This window comes from Bradyrhizobium sp. URHD0069 (assembly GCF_000701345.1).
Taxonomy (GTDB): domain Bacteria; phylum Pseudomonadota; class Alphaproteobacteria; order Rhizobiales; family Xanthobacteraceae; genus Bradyrhizobium.
The window spans coordinates 345,813-358,789 of the sequence record NZ_KL370775.1; the positions used below are offsets into that span (position 1 = coordinate 345,813).

Genomic DNA, 12,977 nt, shown 5'->3' on the forward strand with positions numbered 1-12,977 from the left:
GGCGGAGTTGCCGGTGCGGGCTTCCGAGGCGGACTTGCCGGTCCCGGCTTCCGAGGCGGGCTTGCCGGTCCAGGCTTCCGAGGCGCCGGTTTCCGCAGAGATTTCGCTGGCGCGCGGTTCGCACGCTTCGATCGGTTCGGTCGGTTCAATCGGTTCGGTCGTCGCGGCTTCGGCTTCGCGCCGTTTTTCGTCGGCGCGGGGTTCTACCCCTACGACTACGACTATGACTACGGCTATGGCTACGGCTACGACGACGGATGCTGGACCTACACTGCGTGGGGTCCCCGCTACGTCTGCGGGCCCGGCTATGGCGGCTGGGCCGGATATGGCGGCTGGGGCGGCTACGGCTACTACTAGGACGTGGACTCATTAACGCGCAGCCATAGGCGTGTGGACGCAAGCTGGACGAATGCGGGGTAGTTGGCCGCGAGCTTGTCGTAGCGCGTTGCCACACGCCGGCATGCTTGATCTTGTTGAAAAACCGTTCGACCAAGTTGCGAGCCCGGTAAAGGTACGGACTGAAGCATAGCGTCTCTGTCCGATTTCTTTTTGGTGGGATATTTGCCCAGGCGCCGTGATGGCGAACAAGGGCTCTGATCCAATCTGCGTCGTAGCCACGGTCGGCGAGCAGCATTGTTTCCGACTTCAAACGAGAGAGGAGTGTTCTTGCAAGCCGGTTGTCGTGCGCCTCACCAGCCGTCAGTGCGAGACGGACCGGCAGGCCATTGGTATCGACCACCGCATGAATCTTGCTGGTCAACCCGCCTCGTTATCGTCCCATGGACTGTCTTCTGTTCCGAGTGATGCAGGCACCATGCTGATGCACGCGGACGATAGATGTGTCGATCATCTGCACAGCAGCGTCATGAGCGCCGGCGAGCGCGCTCATGACCTTGGTCCAGACGCCCGCTCGTCGCCAGCGAACGAAGCGATGTAGCAAGTGGTGTATGGGCCGAACTCCTGCGGCAGGTCGCGGCATGGCGCTCCAGATCGCAAGACCCAGAAGATGCCGTAGAGGACGCGCCGGTCGTTCACCCGTGGCACGCCGCGCGGCTTGTTGGGCAGCATCGGCTTGATGGCAGTCCACTCATCATCGGTGAGTTCGTAGCGCATGATTCAGCTCCTTCAGTCAGGGCTTGAATCACGGTTCAGCAGTCGGGCTCAATATGCCGGCGCAAGGGAGACTTTGGTCGCGATGTACCTGAAAGCGGACTCGTTGTGCTCACATTGAGTTTTGTCGATCATGGCTCAGCTTGGACATGAGCCATCCAGGTGCCTCCACAAATCGATCAGTAGTGCTGATCAGTCGACGACGTCTGAGAAGCCGCGCGGCATGTCATGCTGGCGGCATTTTGTCTCAGTAGCATTCGAACCGTCTTCTCGAACTCATTTAAGGACCTCCAATCATCTAGGATCTCCAGTCATCGATAAGGGAGGTCAACCATGAAGATCGTTGTGATCGGCGGTACCGGCCTGATCGGCTCGAAGACCGTCGCCATTCTGCGCCAGGGTGGCCACGAAGTCCTCGCCGCCTCGCCCAACAGCGGCGTCAACACCATCACCGGCGAGGGGCTCAAAGAGGCCCTGGCCGACGCGCAGGTCGTGATCGACCTCGCCAATTCGCCCTCATTCGAAGACAAGGCGGTGCTGGAATTCTTCGAGACCTCCGGCCGCAACCTGCTCGCGGCGGAGGCCGCAGCCGGTGTCCGGCACCATGTCGCGCTCTCCATCGTCGCAATCGACCGGACAGACAACGGCTATTTCCGCGCCAAGGTCGCCCAGGAGAAACTGATCGAGGCCTCCGGCATCGCCTACACCATCATCCGCTCGACCCAGTTCCTGGAATTCCTCCGCAGCATCGCCGATTCAGGCGCGGCTGGAAACATAGTCAGGATTTCGCCCGGCCTGTTCCAGCCCATCGCGGCGGATGACGTGCAGCCAACGTTGCCGATGTGGCGCTCGCGTCGCCGCGCAACGGCATCGTCGAGATCGCCGGCCCGGAACGAGCACCGTTCAACGAAATCGTCGCTCGCTATCTGAAGGCGGTCGGCGACCCGCGTGAGGTCGTGAGCGACCCCGAGGCCCGATACTTCGGAAGCCGGGTCGAGGAGTACTCGCTCGTGCCGTTGGGCGAGGCGCGCCTCGGCCGCATCGGTTTCGACGAATGGCTCCGCCGCTCACAGGCAGCAGCCTGATCCCGCATCGGAGGTACGCCCAGTCTGTCACGAGCGGGTCCTGGGCAACGAACGAAAGAGGCGACCATGACGATCAAACTCGTTGCGTTGGTTCTTCTGTGCCTCATGACCGGCACAGCGGTGGCTCAGGAGCCTAAGGTCACGTCACTCATGTCTAAGGATCTTCCGGAGAATCCCGGCAGGGAAGCTCTGATGATCACAGTCGAGCATGCGCCCGGCGGGTCGAGCGCTATCCACCGACACAATGCACATGCGTTTGTTTACGTGCTGGAGGGCTCCGTCGTGATGCAGCTGAAGGGTGGACAACAGGTGACACTGACACCGGGACAGTCCTTCTATGAAGGCCCTGATGATGTTCATCTCGTCGACCGGAACGCGAGCGGCACCCAGCCGGCGAAATTCCTGGTGCTCTTGATCAAGGACAAGGGCGCCCCGGCGCTCGTGCCCGCACAGTGACTGTTACGGCAACCCAAGGACACGAAAGGTAAGGCGGTCAACAGGAGACAAACATGAGCTTGGACAACACCTCACAGCCCTCGGTCAAGTACTGCGCCGACAAGGTGAACGCGAAGTACATCCACGGTAGACCGGAGCCCGAGTTGGTTCCGTCGCGCTACGCGCTGAAGATCGGCGATATTGACGTAATGGTGGTCAGCGATGGGGTGCTATCGCTGCCAGGCGCGATGTTGGGCCACAACGTTGACCCGGCCGTGCGGGCGGCCTGGCTGGAGGACATGTTCCTGCCGCCGGACGTGCTCGAGTGGGCGCTGAACGTGGTCGTGGTGCGTAGCGGCGGCCGGACCATACTCATCGACGCTGGGATGGGGGCGGAATTCCCGGACTTGCCACGGGCCGGGCGGACGGTCCAGCGACTGGAGGCCGCCGGCATCGATCTCGCATCCGTGACCGACGTGGTGCTCACCCACATGCACATGGACCACGTTGGCGGGCTGTGCTCGTCGACGGAGTGAGGGACCGGCTGCGTCCGGACCTGCGGGTCCACGTGGCGGCCGCCGAAACCAAGTTCTGGGAGTCGCCCGATTTCTCCCACGTCTCCATGCCGCCGGGGTTCCCGGACGCGCTTCGGCGGACGGCCAAGCGGTTCTTGCACGAGTACCAGAGCCAGTTGCGGACGTTCGAGGAGAAGCACGAGGTAGCGCCGGGGGTGCTCGTCACACGCACTGGCGGCCACACCCCCGGGCACAGCGTGGTCCGCCTGGCATCCGGCAGCGACCGGCTGACGTTCGCTGGCGACGCTGTGTTCCAGGTCGGGTTCGAGCACCCCGACTGGTACAACGGCTTCGAACACGACCCCGAGGAGGCGGCCCGCGTCCGGGTCCGTCTTTTGCGGGAGCTGGCGGCGAACCGCGAGTCGCTGGTGGCCACTCACCTGTCGTTCCCGTCCGTCTGCCATGTGGCGGTCGACGGCGACGTTTTTCGTTGGGTACCGGGCCCCTGGGAGTACTGACCGCTTGTTGGGTTAGGGCCGAACTAGCGTCCCGAATCCGAAGTTCGCCTCGTAATGCAGCGCAACTCGTAGCGAACTTCGGATTCAAAAGGGCACTAGTAACCTATGATTCTAGTGTGGTTCAGGTTCAGAAGTTCGCTTGAAGAACTCGCGGAGAAAATGAAGCGAACTCTGAACCACCACACTGGACGACCGTATGCATTTGAACAACTCGTCGATCGCTGCCTCGTACGACACCGCCCGTATCTTCGCCGGCTTAGGATTCGGCTCCTCCGATTTATGAGTGCACGACCTAAACTAGTTCAGATCACTAGACCACTGGGTGAACAACCCGGCCTCGCGCGAGGCCGGGATTTCCCACGTCCACCAGATGGTAGGTGAGAAGAGGAGCGCGCCACCCGTAGCAAGCGTGGCATGCTTGCACGGCAGACCCCGGCGCCCGCTATCCATCTATTCCGATGCGCGCGCCGCCCATAGATTGTCGGCCAGCCGTGCGTCTTTACGCGATCTGAAAATCGTCGGCGCTGAACTCGGCTAGGGTGCGGCCCTGGAACAGCACGCTATTGCCGCCGCCCAGATCCAGCTCGGTGCCGGCCGCCTGCGCGCTCAGCGCGGCAAGAGGATCGAAACTCGCATCGAAGCCGACCAGTTGGGCAACGTCTTCTGATGGATCGAAGTCGGTGACTGTGTCGGCGCCGTTTTGATCGTTCCGGAACACGAAGACATCGGCGCCATCGTTGCCGGTCAGGAAGTCATCACCGCGTCCGCCTTCGATGGTGTCGGCGGCGTTCCCTCCGATCACTACATCGTTGCCCCTCCCGCCAAACAGCTTGTCACTCGCGGTGGCAGCTTCCGGCGATGTCGTGAATGCCCGGATGAGGTCGTCTCCGGCACCACCGTGGATCTCGTCAGCAGCAACGTCGCCGCCTAGAATGGTATCATTACCACGGCCGCCGAACACGACATCGCCAGTCGGGTCGTTCCATGCGATCGTATCGTTGCCATCGCCGGCCCTTACGATGTCCCTGCCGGCCATGCCGCCGATCCGGTCGTCGCCTGTTCCGCCGAGCACGACGTCGTTGCCTGCGCCGGTGTTGAAGTTGTCGTCTCCCGGTCCACCGGACATGAAGTCGTTGCCGTCGCCGCCCTGGATCGTGTCATTCCCCGCGCGGCCCAGGATGACGTCATCGCCGCCCAGTCCGGGGAGCAGGTCGTCGCCCGCCGTACCTTCTACGACATTCGCGTTGTCGTCGGCGATGGCGACCAGCTGACCCCGGATTTCGCCTCCGCCAAACTCGCTCGTATGGACATTGAAGTAGAGCGGTACGGCCATTCCGACGGTGGCCGAACCGAGTTGGTCGGCGAAGTCGGTGATTGTAACGCCCATCGGGTTGGGCGGGTCCGTTGTTTCCCAGACGCCGCTCTCCGACCAGGAGCCATCCGCATTAAGCACAATAGCAAGGTCGTCGTTGTCTTGCTCAAAAGCCGGGTCCACGGTGTCGATCTGCCCGAAGACAATGGGTCCGTTTACGCCCGCAACCGCAGTGTGAAAATGCGTGCGGGTGACATCATCGAGGATAGACGGCGTCTGGGGCGCAGCACCGATAGCCGGACCAAAGTCGACGCCTTCGATCCGAAACGAATAGCTCGCCGTTGTTGCCACGCTGTCGAAGATGACAGTTCCTAGGCCGCTTGCCGTCGAGCCGGTCGCGGGTACTTCCTGGGAGCCTTCGAGAACCACGCGGAACGCAGTGGACATGACATCCTCCCTGACGCGTTATGGATCTATGGCCGCCAGCGGCAATGGTACGAGGAACAACGGTACGGGCTACACCGACGCCACTTCCGAATTTTAGAGCACAGCAAAATGTCGTAAAATTGGCAGCTTGACCAATTACGATCTTTTGAGAGCTGGAACCGGTGCTAATCGTGCGGCTCGCTCGGACGTGTCTTGATTGGAGTGCTTGATCACGATCGAATTGATGGATCACGTCAGATAGAAATTTCTACGCATGGCCAAATCAATTTGATGACTGGAGACGGCATCATGACAGCGGAGCCTGAAGTCAAATCCGCGGGCGCGAACTTTCAAGCAAACATTATCAACACCATTGTGCTCGGCTTTGCAGCCGACCCGATGGCGCGTTGGGTTTGGCCCGACTCATCCGAATATCTCAGGACTATGCCTCAATTCGTCAAAGCCTTTGGCGGCCAGGCATTCGATCATGGCACAGCGTACATCACTGAAGGAACTCGCGCGGCCGCCCTATGGCTGCCGCCCGGCGTGGAGCCCGATGAAGCTGCAATGGAAGCAATCATGGCGCAGGCTATGCGCCCGGAGATCGCCGAGGATATTGGCGCCGTCCTCCAGGGAATGGCCGAACATCATCCCCACGAGCCACATTGGTATCTGCCCCTCATTGCTGCCGATCCGAACTGGATCGGACAAGGCCTCGGCACGTTGCTGATGAAACACGCTCTTCGACGATGCGACGAGAAGGGCATCGCCGCCTACCTCGAAAGCTCGAATCCGCGAAACATCTCCCTTTATGAGCGCCACGGCTTCAGGGTAGTCGGAAAGATACAGCACGGTTCTTCACCGACGATGACGCCAATGCTGCGGACTGTATCTTGAGCATACTCCAATCCGCCGAACACCGAGCGCGCGCGCTCGCTAGCCAACGACTATTCCCCTCCGCTGTTGGGCCAACAACAGACATCAACTGCGTGTTGTCGACGTTCGGGCGAACCGGCATCTCCGAGATTGCCCGCTGATCGGACATAGGCCGGAGATTTTGTAACGACGCGATTGACCCATTCCGGCAGCCGGCACACGTCGCGTTGGAGCTGCCGAGCATCCGTTGGGATCCTCAGAGTATGAGAATGTCACCCCAGCCTCATGAGCAGGACGATGTAATTTGTTGAAGCGGATCAATCTGATTTGGGTAGTCCAGTCCCTTTTCCAAAAATATTCCGCTTCCCGTTTTACCCAAATCACTTCATAAGCCTCGCCGTCTCACCCCATGAGAGGGGCGTATCGCGATCGTCACGGACGCGGGGTGGGATGCGGTGGACGCGGCAGCGTCGGGCGCGCATTTCGCAATCGCAGGGCGAGTTGAACCTCGTGAGCGATTTGCGGCGCGCAGACGAACGGCGCTGATGCGTACGGCAAAACCGTGTGGTCCTGGCACCCGTTGCTGGTGTCAAGTCGGCGGAGGTTTTGCGAGCCCAACCGGGTCCCGCAAAACCCCAATCCGCCGACGACGGTGACAAGACGAATTCGTCGCCGGGGAGAGCACGATATAAGCCGTTAAAACCATTGCGTGCGGGAATGCCGGGTGTTCCGGTGACCTGCGGTGACTACCGTGTGCTTACTACCATTGCACACGGGCTGCGGGTGCACCGTGCACCCGGCATTCCCCACGCCCTCATTTCCTGGGCGAAAGATTCCAGCACGCCTCGGGCGCATCGCGCCGCGGGATCGCGAACGCGCATCTGAAATTGTTTTGGCTGTCTGAATTTGGATCGGTGGCGTGCATTGAGTGCGAGCGCGCCACACGCCCAGCCTTTGTCGCCGGCGAAAGAGCGTGTGAAGGATACTGACCTCATCCTGAGGAGCTTGCGGAGCAAGCGTCTCGAAGGATGGACGCAACGCACGAACTCGCGGCCATCCTTCGAGACGCGCGCGATGCGTGCTCCTCAGGATGAGGCCTTCGAGACGCGCGCAAGGGTGCGGGTGGCGCGTTCGGTCATATGGCGCGCCGCGGCCTGAAACACGTGGAATACGCCATCGAGGTTGGTGGCAAGCATGCTGCGCCACTGGTCTTCGGTGCGGTCGATGAAGGCGTGTCGTCCGCCGCCGCCGATGCCGGCGTTGGCAAAGCAGCCGTCGACCCGGCCGAAGCGGTCGAGCGTGGCGGCCATCGCTGACTTGACGGAGGCCGAATTGGTGACATCGCAAATCCGCGTGTCGATCTTGCCGGCCGCGCCGGCCATGGTTGCCGCTGCGCTCTTGTTCTTCTCGGCGTTGCGGCCCCAGATCGACACATTGCACCCGGCAGCGGCCAGCGCCTGCGCGATGCCGAGACCGATGCCGCCGTTACCGCCGGTGATGACGGCCACGCGGCCGGAGAGATCGAAAATGCCCATGAACGTTTCCATTTGGTTTGGCGCGCGTGAGCCGCGCGTCCGGTGGCCGGCAGATGTTTTCGATCCCAAGCATGGACAAGGCGGCCTTAAAAATCAAATATGGCTTTGAGATCGAAATGCTTTGCGCCCGGCGAGAACAACGCGGGCCACAACTCACGGGGAAACAGATGCAGTTCAAGCACGTCACGCTCGAAATCGACGGCCCGGTGGCTGTCTTGAAGCTTGATCATCCGGAGGTGATGAACGCGGTTTCCACGGAGATGCTGGGCGGCCTCGGCGAGGCGCTCGACGCGATCGACGACCGGCGCAGCGAAGTACGATGCCTTGTCATGACCGGCGCGGGCCGCGCATTTTGCGCCGGCGCCAATCTGCAGGGGCGTGACAGTCAGAAGCCCGGCCGCAGCAACGCCGGAGCCACGCTTGAAACCGCATACCATCCCTTCCTGCGCCGTCTGCGCAACCTGCATTGCCCGATCGTCACCTCCGTCAACGGCGCCGCCGCAGGCGCCGGCATGAGCTTCGCGCTAATGGGCGACATGATCCTGTGCGCGCGCTCGGCTTATTTCCTGCAGGCCTTCCGCCGCATCGGCCTGGTGCCGGACTGCGGCTCGACCTGGCTGTTGCCGCGGATGATCGGCAAGGCGCGCTCGGTGGAACTTTCGCTGATGGGCGAACGGCTTCCGGCGGAGAAGGCGCTGGAATGGGGTCTCGTCAACCGCGTCCATGATGACGCGGCCTTGATGCAGGAGACCATGAAGCTCGCGCACGAGCTGGCGAACGGTCCGACGATTGCGCTGTCGCTGATCCGGAAATTGTACTGGGAGAGCCCGGACAATTCGTTTGAAGATCAACTCGATCTGGAACAGCAGTTCCAGCGCATGGCCGGCGCGGCGGAAGATTTCAGGGAAGGCGTGACCGCGTTCCTCGAAAAGCGTCCCGCAAAATTCAAGGGCAAATGATGGAGGAACAGCTTGGACGCTGCGTCGCGTCCTGGTGTCCGGGTGCGACCGGCGTGGTGGAGGCTGTCAGACTCTCCGGTGGCGCCAGCCAGGAGACCTGGTCCTTCGATATCGTGCACCCCAATGGCACTGTCGGTGCGATCCTGCGGCGCGCGCCGCAGGGTTACGGCGCAGCGCCGGGGCGCGCGGCCGGGCTGGGTGCCGAAGCCGCCCTCATGCAACTTGCCTATGACGCCGGCGTGCCGTCGCCGCGGGTGCTGCATGTGCTGCAGCCGCAGGACGAACTCGGCATCGGCTTCATCATGGAGCGCGTCGATGGGGAAACCATCCCGCGCAAGATCTTGCGCGATGACCGGTTTGCGCAGGCGCGTCCGAAACTCGCGCACCAGCTTGGCAAGGTTCTGGGCGGGATCCATGGACTGGACCCGGCGCAACTGCCTGAGCTTCGCCGCATGACGGCCGCGAGGGAAATCGCCGAGCTCGAACGGGATTACCGCAGCTTCGATTGGCCGCGGCCGGTGTTCGAACTGGCGCTGCGCTGGCTGCGCGATCGCGACCCCGGTCCGTCCCAAGAGGTGACGCTGGTGCACGGCGATTTCCGCCATGGCAATCTCATCATCGGTCCCGACGGCGTGCGCGCGGTGCTGGACTGGGAACTCGCGCATCTCGGCGATCCCATGGAAGACCTGGGGTGGATCTGCGTCAATTCGTGGCGTTTTGGCGAGATCGACAAGCCGGTCGGCGGTTTCGGAGCGCGCGAGGAGCTGTTTGCCGGATATGAAGCGGCCGGCCGCAGCGTCGACCCGGAGCGGGTAAAATTCTGGGAAGTGATGGGCACTTTGCGCTGGGGAGTGATGTGTTGCGGCATGATGCAGCGGTTTCGCATGGGTCCTGAGCATTCCGTCGAGCGCGCGATGATCGGCCGGCGTTCGTCGGAAACCGAAATCGATCTGTTGCGGTTACTTGCGCCACGCGCATGATCCCGAAAAGTGGAAGCTTCGGATCAGTCATGCGTAAGAGGAAGAGAAACTAGAGATGCAGGATGAACCGACACCCACTGAATTGATCAAGGCGGTCGCCGACTTCCTGCGCGACGACATCGCGCCTGTCGTTAGCGGGCACAACGCCTTCAAGCTGCGGGTTGCGATCAACGCGCTCGATCTGGTGACGCGGCAACTGTCGCTGCAGAGCCGCAGCGATGCCGCGGAGGCGATGCGGCTGTCGCGATTGCTCGGCATCCAAGGCTCGCTCGCTGAACTCAACCGCGCGCTCGCCGACAAGATCGCGAAAGGCGAATTCGACTTGCAGACCCCTGGGCTTGCGGATCATTTGTGGCAGACCACAATGGACAAGCTCGCGGTCGATCAGCCGAATTACGCGTCGTATCGGCGGGGCTAGCAGCTGATGGCGGCTAACTCGTCATTGCGAGGCGCGTCAGCGACGAAGCAATCCAGTACTTGTCCCGACGCGGCCAATGGATTGCTCCGCGGAGCCTGTCATCGGGCGCGCATTTCGCGCGACCCGTTGGCTCGCGATGACGGAAGAAGACGTGCACCGCGTCCGAGACAGGATGGATCGCTACCTCCCGAGCCATTTCGGCGGGCGCTTTTCCGCAAACGCCTTCGGCCCCTCGATATAATCCTGCGACGCCGCCATCGCCTTGACCGCGGGATAGTCGCGCTGTTCGGCGATCGCCTGCTCCAGCGGAACGGCAAGGCCCTTCTGGATCGTCTGCTTGGAAGCGCGGATCGACATCGGGCTGTTCTTGCAGATCGTTTCGGCCCAGCGCTCCGCAGCCGCAAGTGCTTCGCCTTGCGGCACCACCTCGTTGACGAAGCCGAGCTCATGGCCTTCGCGGGCGCTCACGTGACGCGCGGTGAGGATCATGCCCATGGCGCGCTTCAGACCGATCTGCCGCGGCAGCCGGTGCAGTCCGCCCGCGAGCGCCGCGAGGCCGACGCGCGGTTCGGGCAGGGCGAAGGTCGCGTTCTCCGACGCAATGATGAGGTCACAGGCCAGTGCAATCTCAAAACCGCCGCCCATGGCGACGCCGTTGACGGCTGCGATGATCGGCTTGTCGCAGTCGAAGCGCGAAGTCAGCCCGGCGAATCCGCCGCTATCCCAGCCGCGCTTGCCGCCAGCGGCCTGCCATTTCAGATCGTTGCCGGCGCAGAATGCCTTGTCGCCGGCCCCGGTGACGATCGCGACCCATTGCTCCGGGTCGGCGGAGAAATCGTCGAACACCTTGTTCAGTTCGAAGTGCGCATCGGTATGCAGCGCGTTGTAAACTTCCGGACGCGACAGCGTCACGATCGTGATGGCGCCCTTGCGCGCAACCTTGGAGAATTTCAAGTCCATGTTTGCTCCCGTCGATTTTTTATGTGGCGTGGAATGCGTGGCTTGAATATTAGCTTGCACTTGCCATCCGGCGCCATCCAATTATGCAGGTAGGCTGCGCGTCACAAGCCATATTCCATCGCTTGACTTGGCTTGAGCGTCTCACCCTAATCGATGGCGCAGGTTGGTTCGTGCGGCCTCGCGATAGCCACAAGGAAACGCCACCTGCAAGGAAACGCGCCCGGGAGAAGTTCATTGGATTTTGCATTGCCCGCCGACCTGGTCGCCTATCTCGCGGAGCTCGACCGATTCATCGCGCGAGAAATCAAGCCCATCGAGGACGCCGATGACAACATCCGTTTCTTCGATCATCGCCGCGAATGGGCGCGCACGGATTTCGAAAACGGCGGGCTGCCGCGGCATGAGTGGGAAGCGCTGCTTCGTAGGGTGAAGAATATCGCCGACGATGCGGGGCATCTTCGCTTCGCCATTCCAAGGCGCTACGGCGGCAAGGATGGCTCCAATCTCTGGATGGCGGTGATCCGCGAACATTTTGCGTCCAAGGGACTCGGCCTGCACAACGATTTGCAGAACGAGCATTCGATCGTCGGAAATCTGCCGCTGGTCACCATGCTCGATCGCTACGGCCGCGACGACCAGAAGGCGATGATCGAAGGCTCGATTACCGGAAAATACCGCATCACCTTTGGCCTCACCGAGCCCGAGCACGGCTCGGATGCGACCCACATGGAAACCCGCGCGGTGCAGGCGACCCGCGATGGCGTCAAGGGATGGGTCATCAACGGCGAGAAGATGTGGACCACGGGCATGCATATCGCGACCCACTGCGCGCTGTTCGCCCGCACCGCGGGCAGTGACGGCGACGCGCGCGGCATCACCTGCTTCCTGGTGCCGGTGAAGAGTGAGGGCGTCAAGGTCGAGGAGTATATGTGGACCTTCAACATGCCGACCGACCACCCGCGCGTCAGCTTCACCGACGTGTTCGTGCCCGAGGATGCCTTGTTCGGCGAAGTCGGCCGCGGGTTGTCGCTGGCGCAATGTTTCGTGCATGAGAACCGGATCCGGCAGGCCGCGAGCTCGCTGGGCGCTGCGGTGTATTGCATTAAGGAAAGCGTGAAATATGCGCGCGAGCGCAAACCCTTCGGCCGGGCGCTTGCCGAGAACCAGGCGATCCAGTGGCCGCTGGTCGAGTTGGCGACGCAAGCCGAAATGCTGCGGCTGTTAATTCGCAAGACCGCATGGGAGATGGACCAGCTGACGCAGGCGCAGGTCGAGCACACGCTCTCCGACAAGGTCTCAATGTGCAATTATTGGGCGAACCGGTTGTGCTGCGAGGCCGCCGACCGCGCCATGCAGGTACATGGCGGTATGGGTTACTCGCGACACAAGCCGTTCGAACACATCTACCGCCATCACCGCCGCTACCGCATCACCGAAGGCAGCGAGGAAATCCAGAAGCGCAAGGTCGCGGGATTTTTGTTCGGTTATATGGGGGAAGGGAAGCATTGAGGGGCTGTGTGTCTACGTTGGCACACTACGCCGCTCCACCAATGGTGTCGTCCCGGCGAACGCCGGGACCCATATGTGGACGGCCCCCGTGCCACAAGAGTTCTTCAGGGTCTGATCGGATCGCTTGCATCCATATGTCCGGCCTGTTGATGCGGTGTGTTTTAGACCGCTGGCCAAGATGGTTTCCGCGACGCGAGCTCCAAACAGCCTCACGACCTTTCTTCGGCCAATGGGTCCCACGGACTGTCTCGCACCTCGGATCGATCGATCCTACCATCTGCTCCCCTCTTGCAGCTCCGGCTCAACCGGTGTGGCGAACGCCGACCGGCCGATCTCTCA

Annotated in this window: 8 protein-coding genes and 5 pseudogenes; 9 read left to right on the top strand and 4 right to left on the bottom strand. The window is 61.9% G+C overall.

What is annotated here, in order from left to right:
• A pseudogene (locus tag N554_RS41385) lies at positions 1 to 357 on the top strand (hypothetical protein); the annotation flags it as partial.
• Here N554_RS41385 and N554_RS39285 read toward each other — a convergent pair.
• Positions 354 to 1,113: pseudogene (locus N554_RS39285) on the bottom strand (IS5 family transposase). The pseudogenes N554_RS41385 and N554_RS39285 sit on opposite strands and share 4 nt — an antisense overlap.
• 330 nt (positions 1,114 to 1,443) lie before the next feature.
• Between N554_RS39285 and N554_RS36895 the strand changes: the two are divergent.
• From N554_RS36895 to N554_RS36900, 3 genes and pseudogenes are all read left to right on the top strand, one after another.
• Positions 1,444 to 2,195, top strand: a pseudogene (locus N554_RS36895) (SDR family oxidoreductase).
• A gap of 66 nt (positions 2,196 to 2,261) precedes the next feature.
• Complete coding sequence (locus N554_RS0132200; RefSeq protein ID WP_029587200.1) at positions 2,262 to 2,651, top strand: cupin domain-containing protein; 390 nt, start codon at positions 2,262 to 2,264, stop codon at positions 2,649 to 2,651.
• 53 nt (positions 2,652 to 2,704) lie between these two features.
• Positions 2,705 to 3,663 (top strand): annotated as a pseudogene (locus N554_RS36900) (MBL fold metallo-hydrolase).
• 499 nt (positions 3,664 to 4,162) lie between these two features.
• On the opposite strand, the gene N554_RS37685 reads toward N554_RS36900, so the two are convergent.
• On the bottom strand, positions 4,163 to 5,404 hold the full coding sequence (locus N554_RS37685) for a CHRD domain-containing protein (RefSeq protein WP_245283781.1): 1,242 nt from the start codon (positions 5,402 to 5,404) through the stop codon (positions 4,163 to 4,165).
• Positions 5,405 to 5,710: 306 nt separating this feature from the next.
• Between N554_RS37685 and N554_RS36905 the strand changes: the two genes are divergently transcribed.
• Positions 5,711 to 6,298, top strand: coding sequence for a GNAT family N-acetyltransferase (locus tag N554_RS36905; RefSeq protein WP_029587202.1), 588 nt, complete (start codon positions 5,711 to 5,713; stop codon positions 6,296 to 6,298).
• A 1,103-nt stretch (positions 6,299 to 7,401) separates the two neighbouring features.
• On the opposite strand, the pseudogene N554_RS0132220 reads toward N554_RS36905, so the two are convergent.
• A pseudogene (locus N554_RS0132220) lies at positions 7,402 to 7,812 on the bottom strand (SDR family NAD(P)-dependent oxidoreductase); the annotation flags it as partial.
• 167 nt (positions 7,813 to 7,979) lie between these two features.
• On the opposite strand from N554_RS0132220, the gene N554_RS0132225 reads away from it, so the two are divergent.
• The 3 genes from N554_RS0132225 to N554_RS0132235 are packed head-to-tail and all read left to right on the top strand — an operon-like array spanning position 7,980 to position 10,169.
• Entirely contained in the window at positions 7,980 to 8,771 is a 792-nt protein-coding gene (locus tag N554_RS0132225; protein ID WP_029587204.1) for an enoyl-CoA hydratase/isomerase, read from the top strand.
• Positions 8,768 to 9,751 (top strand): phosphotransferase family protein, encoded by a 984-nt coding sequence (locus N554_RS0132230; protein ID WP_029587205.1) that lies wholly within the window; start codon positions 8,768 to 8,770, stop codon positions 9,749 to 9,751. The genes N554_RS0132225 and N554_RS0132230 overlap by 4 nt, the downstream gene beginning before the upstream one ends.
• Before the next feature lie 55 nt (positions 9,752 to 9,806).
• The gene (locus N554_RS0132235) at positions 9,807 to 10,169 is read left to right on the top strand and encodes a DUF6285 domain-containing protein (RefSeq protein WP_029587206.1); all 363 of its coding nucleotides are present in this window, start codon (positions 9,807 to 9,809) and stop codon (positions 10,167 to 10,169) included.
• A 180-nt stretch (positions 10,170 to 10,349) separates the two neighbouring features.
• Here the strand turns inward: N554_RS0132235 and N554_RS0132240 are convergent, their stop codons facing one another.
• A complete protein-coding gene (locus N554_RS0132240; protein ID WP_029587207.1) occupies positions 10,350 to 11,129 on the bottom strand; it encodes an enoyl-CoA hydratase-related protein in 780 nt (259 codons plus the stop codon).
• A 234-nt stretch (positions 11,130 to 11,363) separates the two neighbouring features.
• Here N554_RS0132240 and N554_RS0132245 point away from each other — a divergent pair, with 234 nt between their 5' ends.
• Entirely contained in the window at positions 11,364 to 12,638 is a 1,275-nt protein-coding gene (locus tag N554_RS0132245) for an acyl-CoA dehydrogenase family protein (RefSeq protein ID WP_029587208.1), read from the top strand.
• The last annotated feature ends 339 nt before the right edge of the window (positions 12,639 to 12,977 follow it).

Coding starts and splice junctions, on each gene's coding strand:
- N554_RS0132225 (WP_029587204.1), top strand. CDS start 7,980: ATGCAGTTCAAGCACGTCACGCTCGAAATCGACGGCCCGGTGGCTGTC.
- N554_RS0132240 (WP_029587207.1), bottom strand. CDS start 11,129: ATGGACTTGAAATTCTCCAAGGTTGCGCGCAAGGGCGCCATCACGATC.
- N554_RS0132230 (WP_029587205.1), top strand. CDS start 8,768: ATGATGGAGGAACAGCTTGGACGCTGCGTCGCGTCCTGGTGTCCGGGT.
- N554_RS36905 (WP_029587202.1), top strand. CDS start 5,711: ATGACAGCGGAGCCTGAAGTCAAATCCGCGGGCGCGAACTTTCAAGCA.
- N554_RS0132235 (WP_029587206.1), top strand. CDS start 9,807: ATGCAGGATGAACCGACACCCACTGAATTGATCAAGGCGGTCGCCGAC.
- N554_RS0132200 (WP_029587200.1), top strand. CDS start 2,262: ATGACGATCAAACTCGTTGCGTTGGTTCTTCTGTGCCTCATGACCGGC.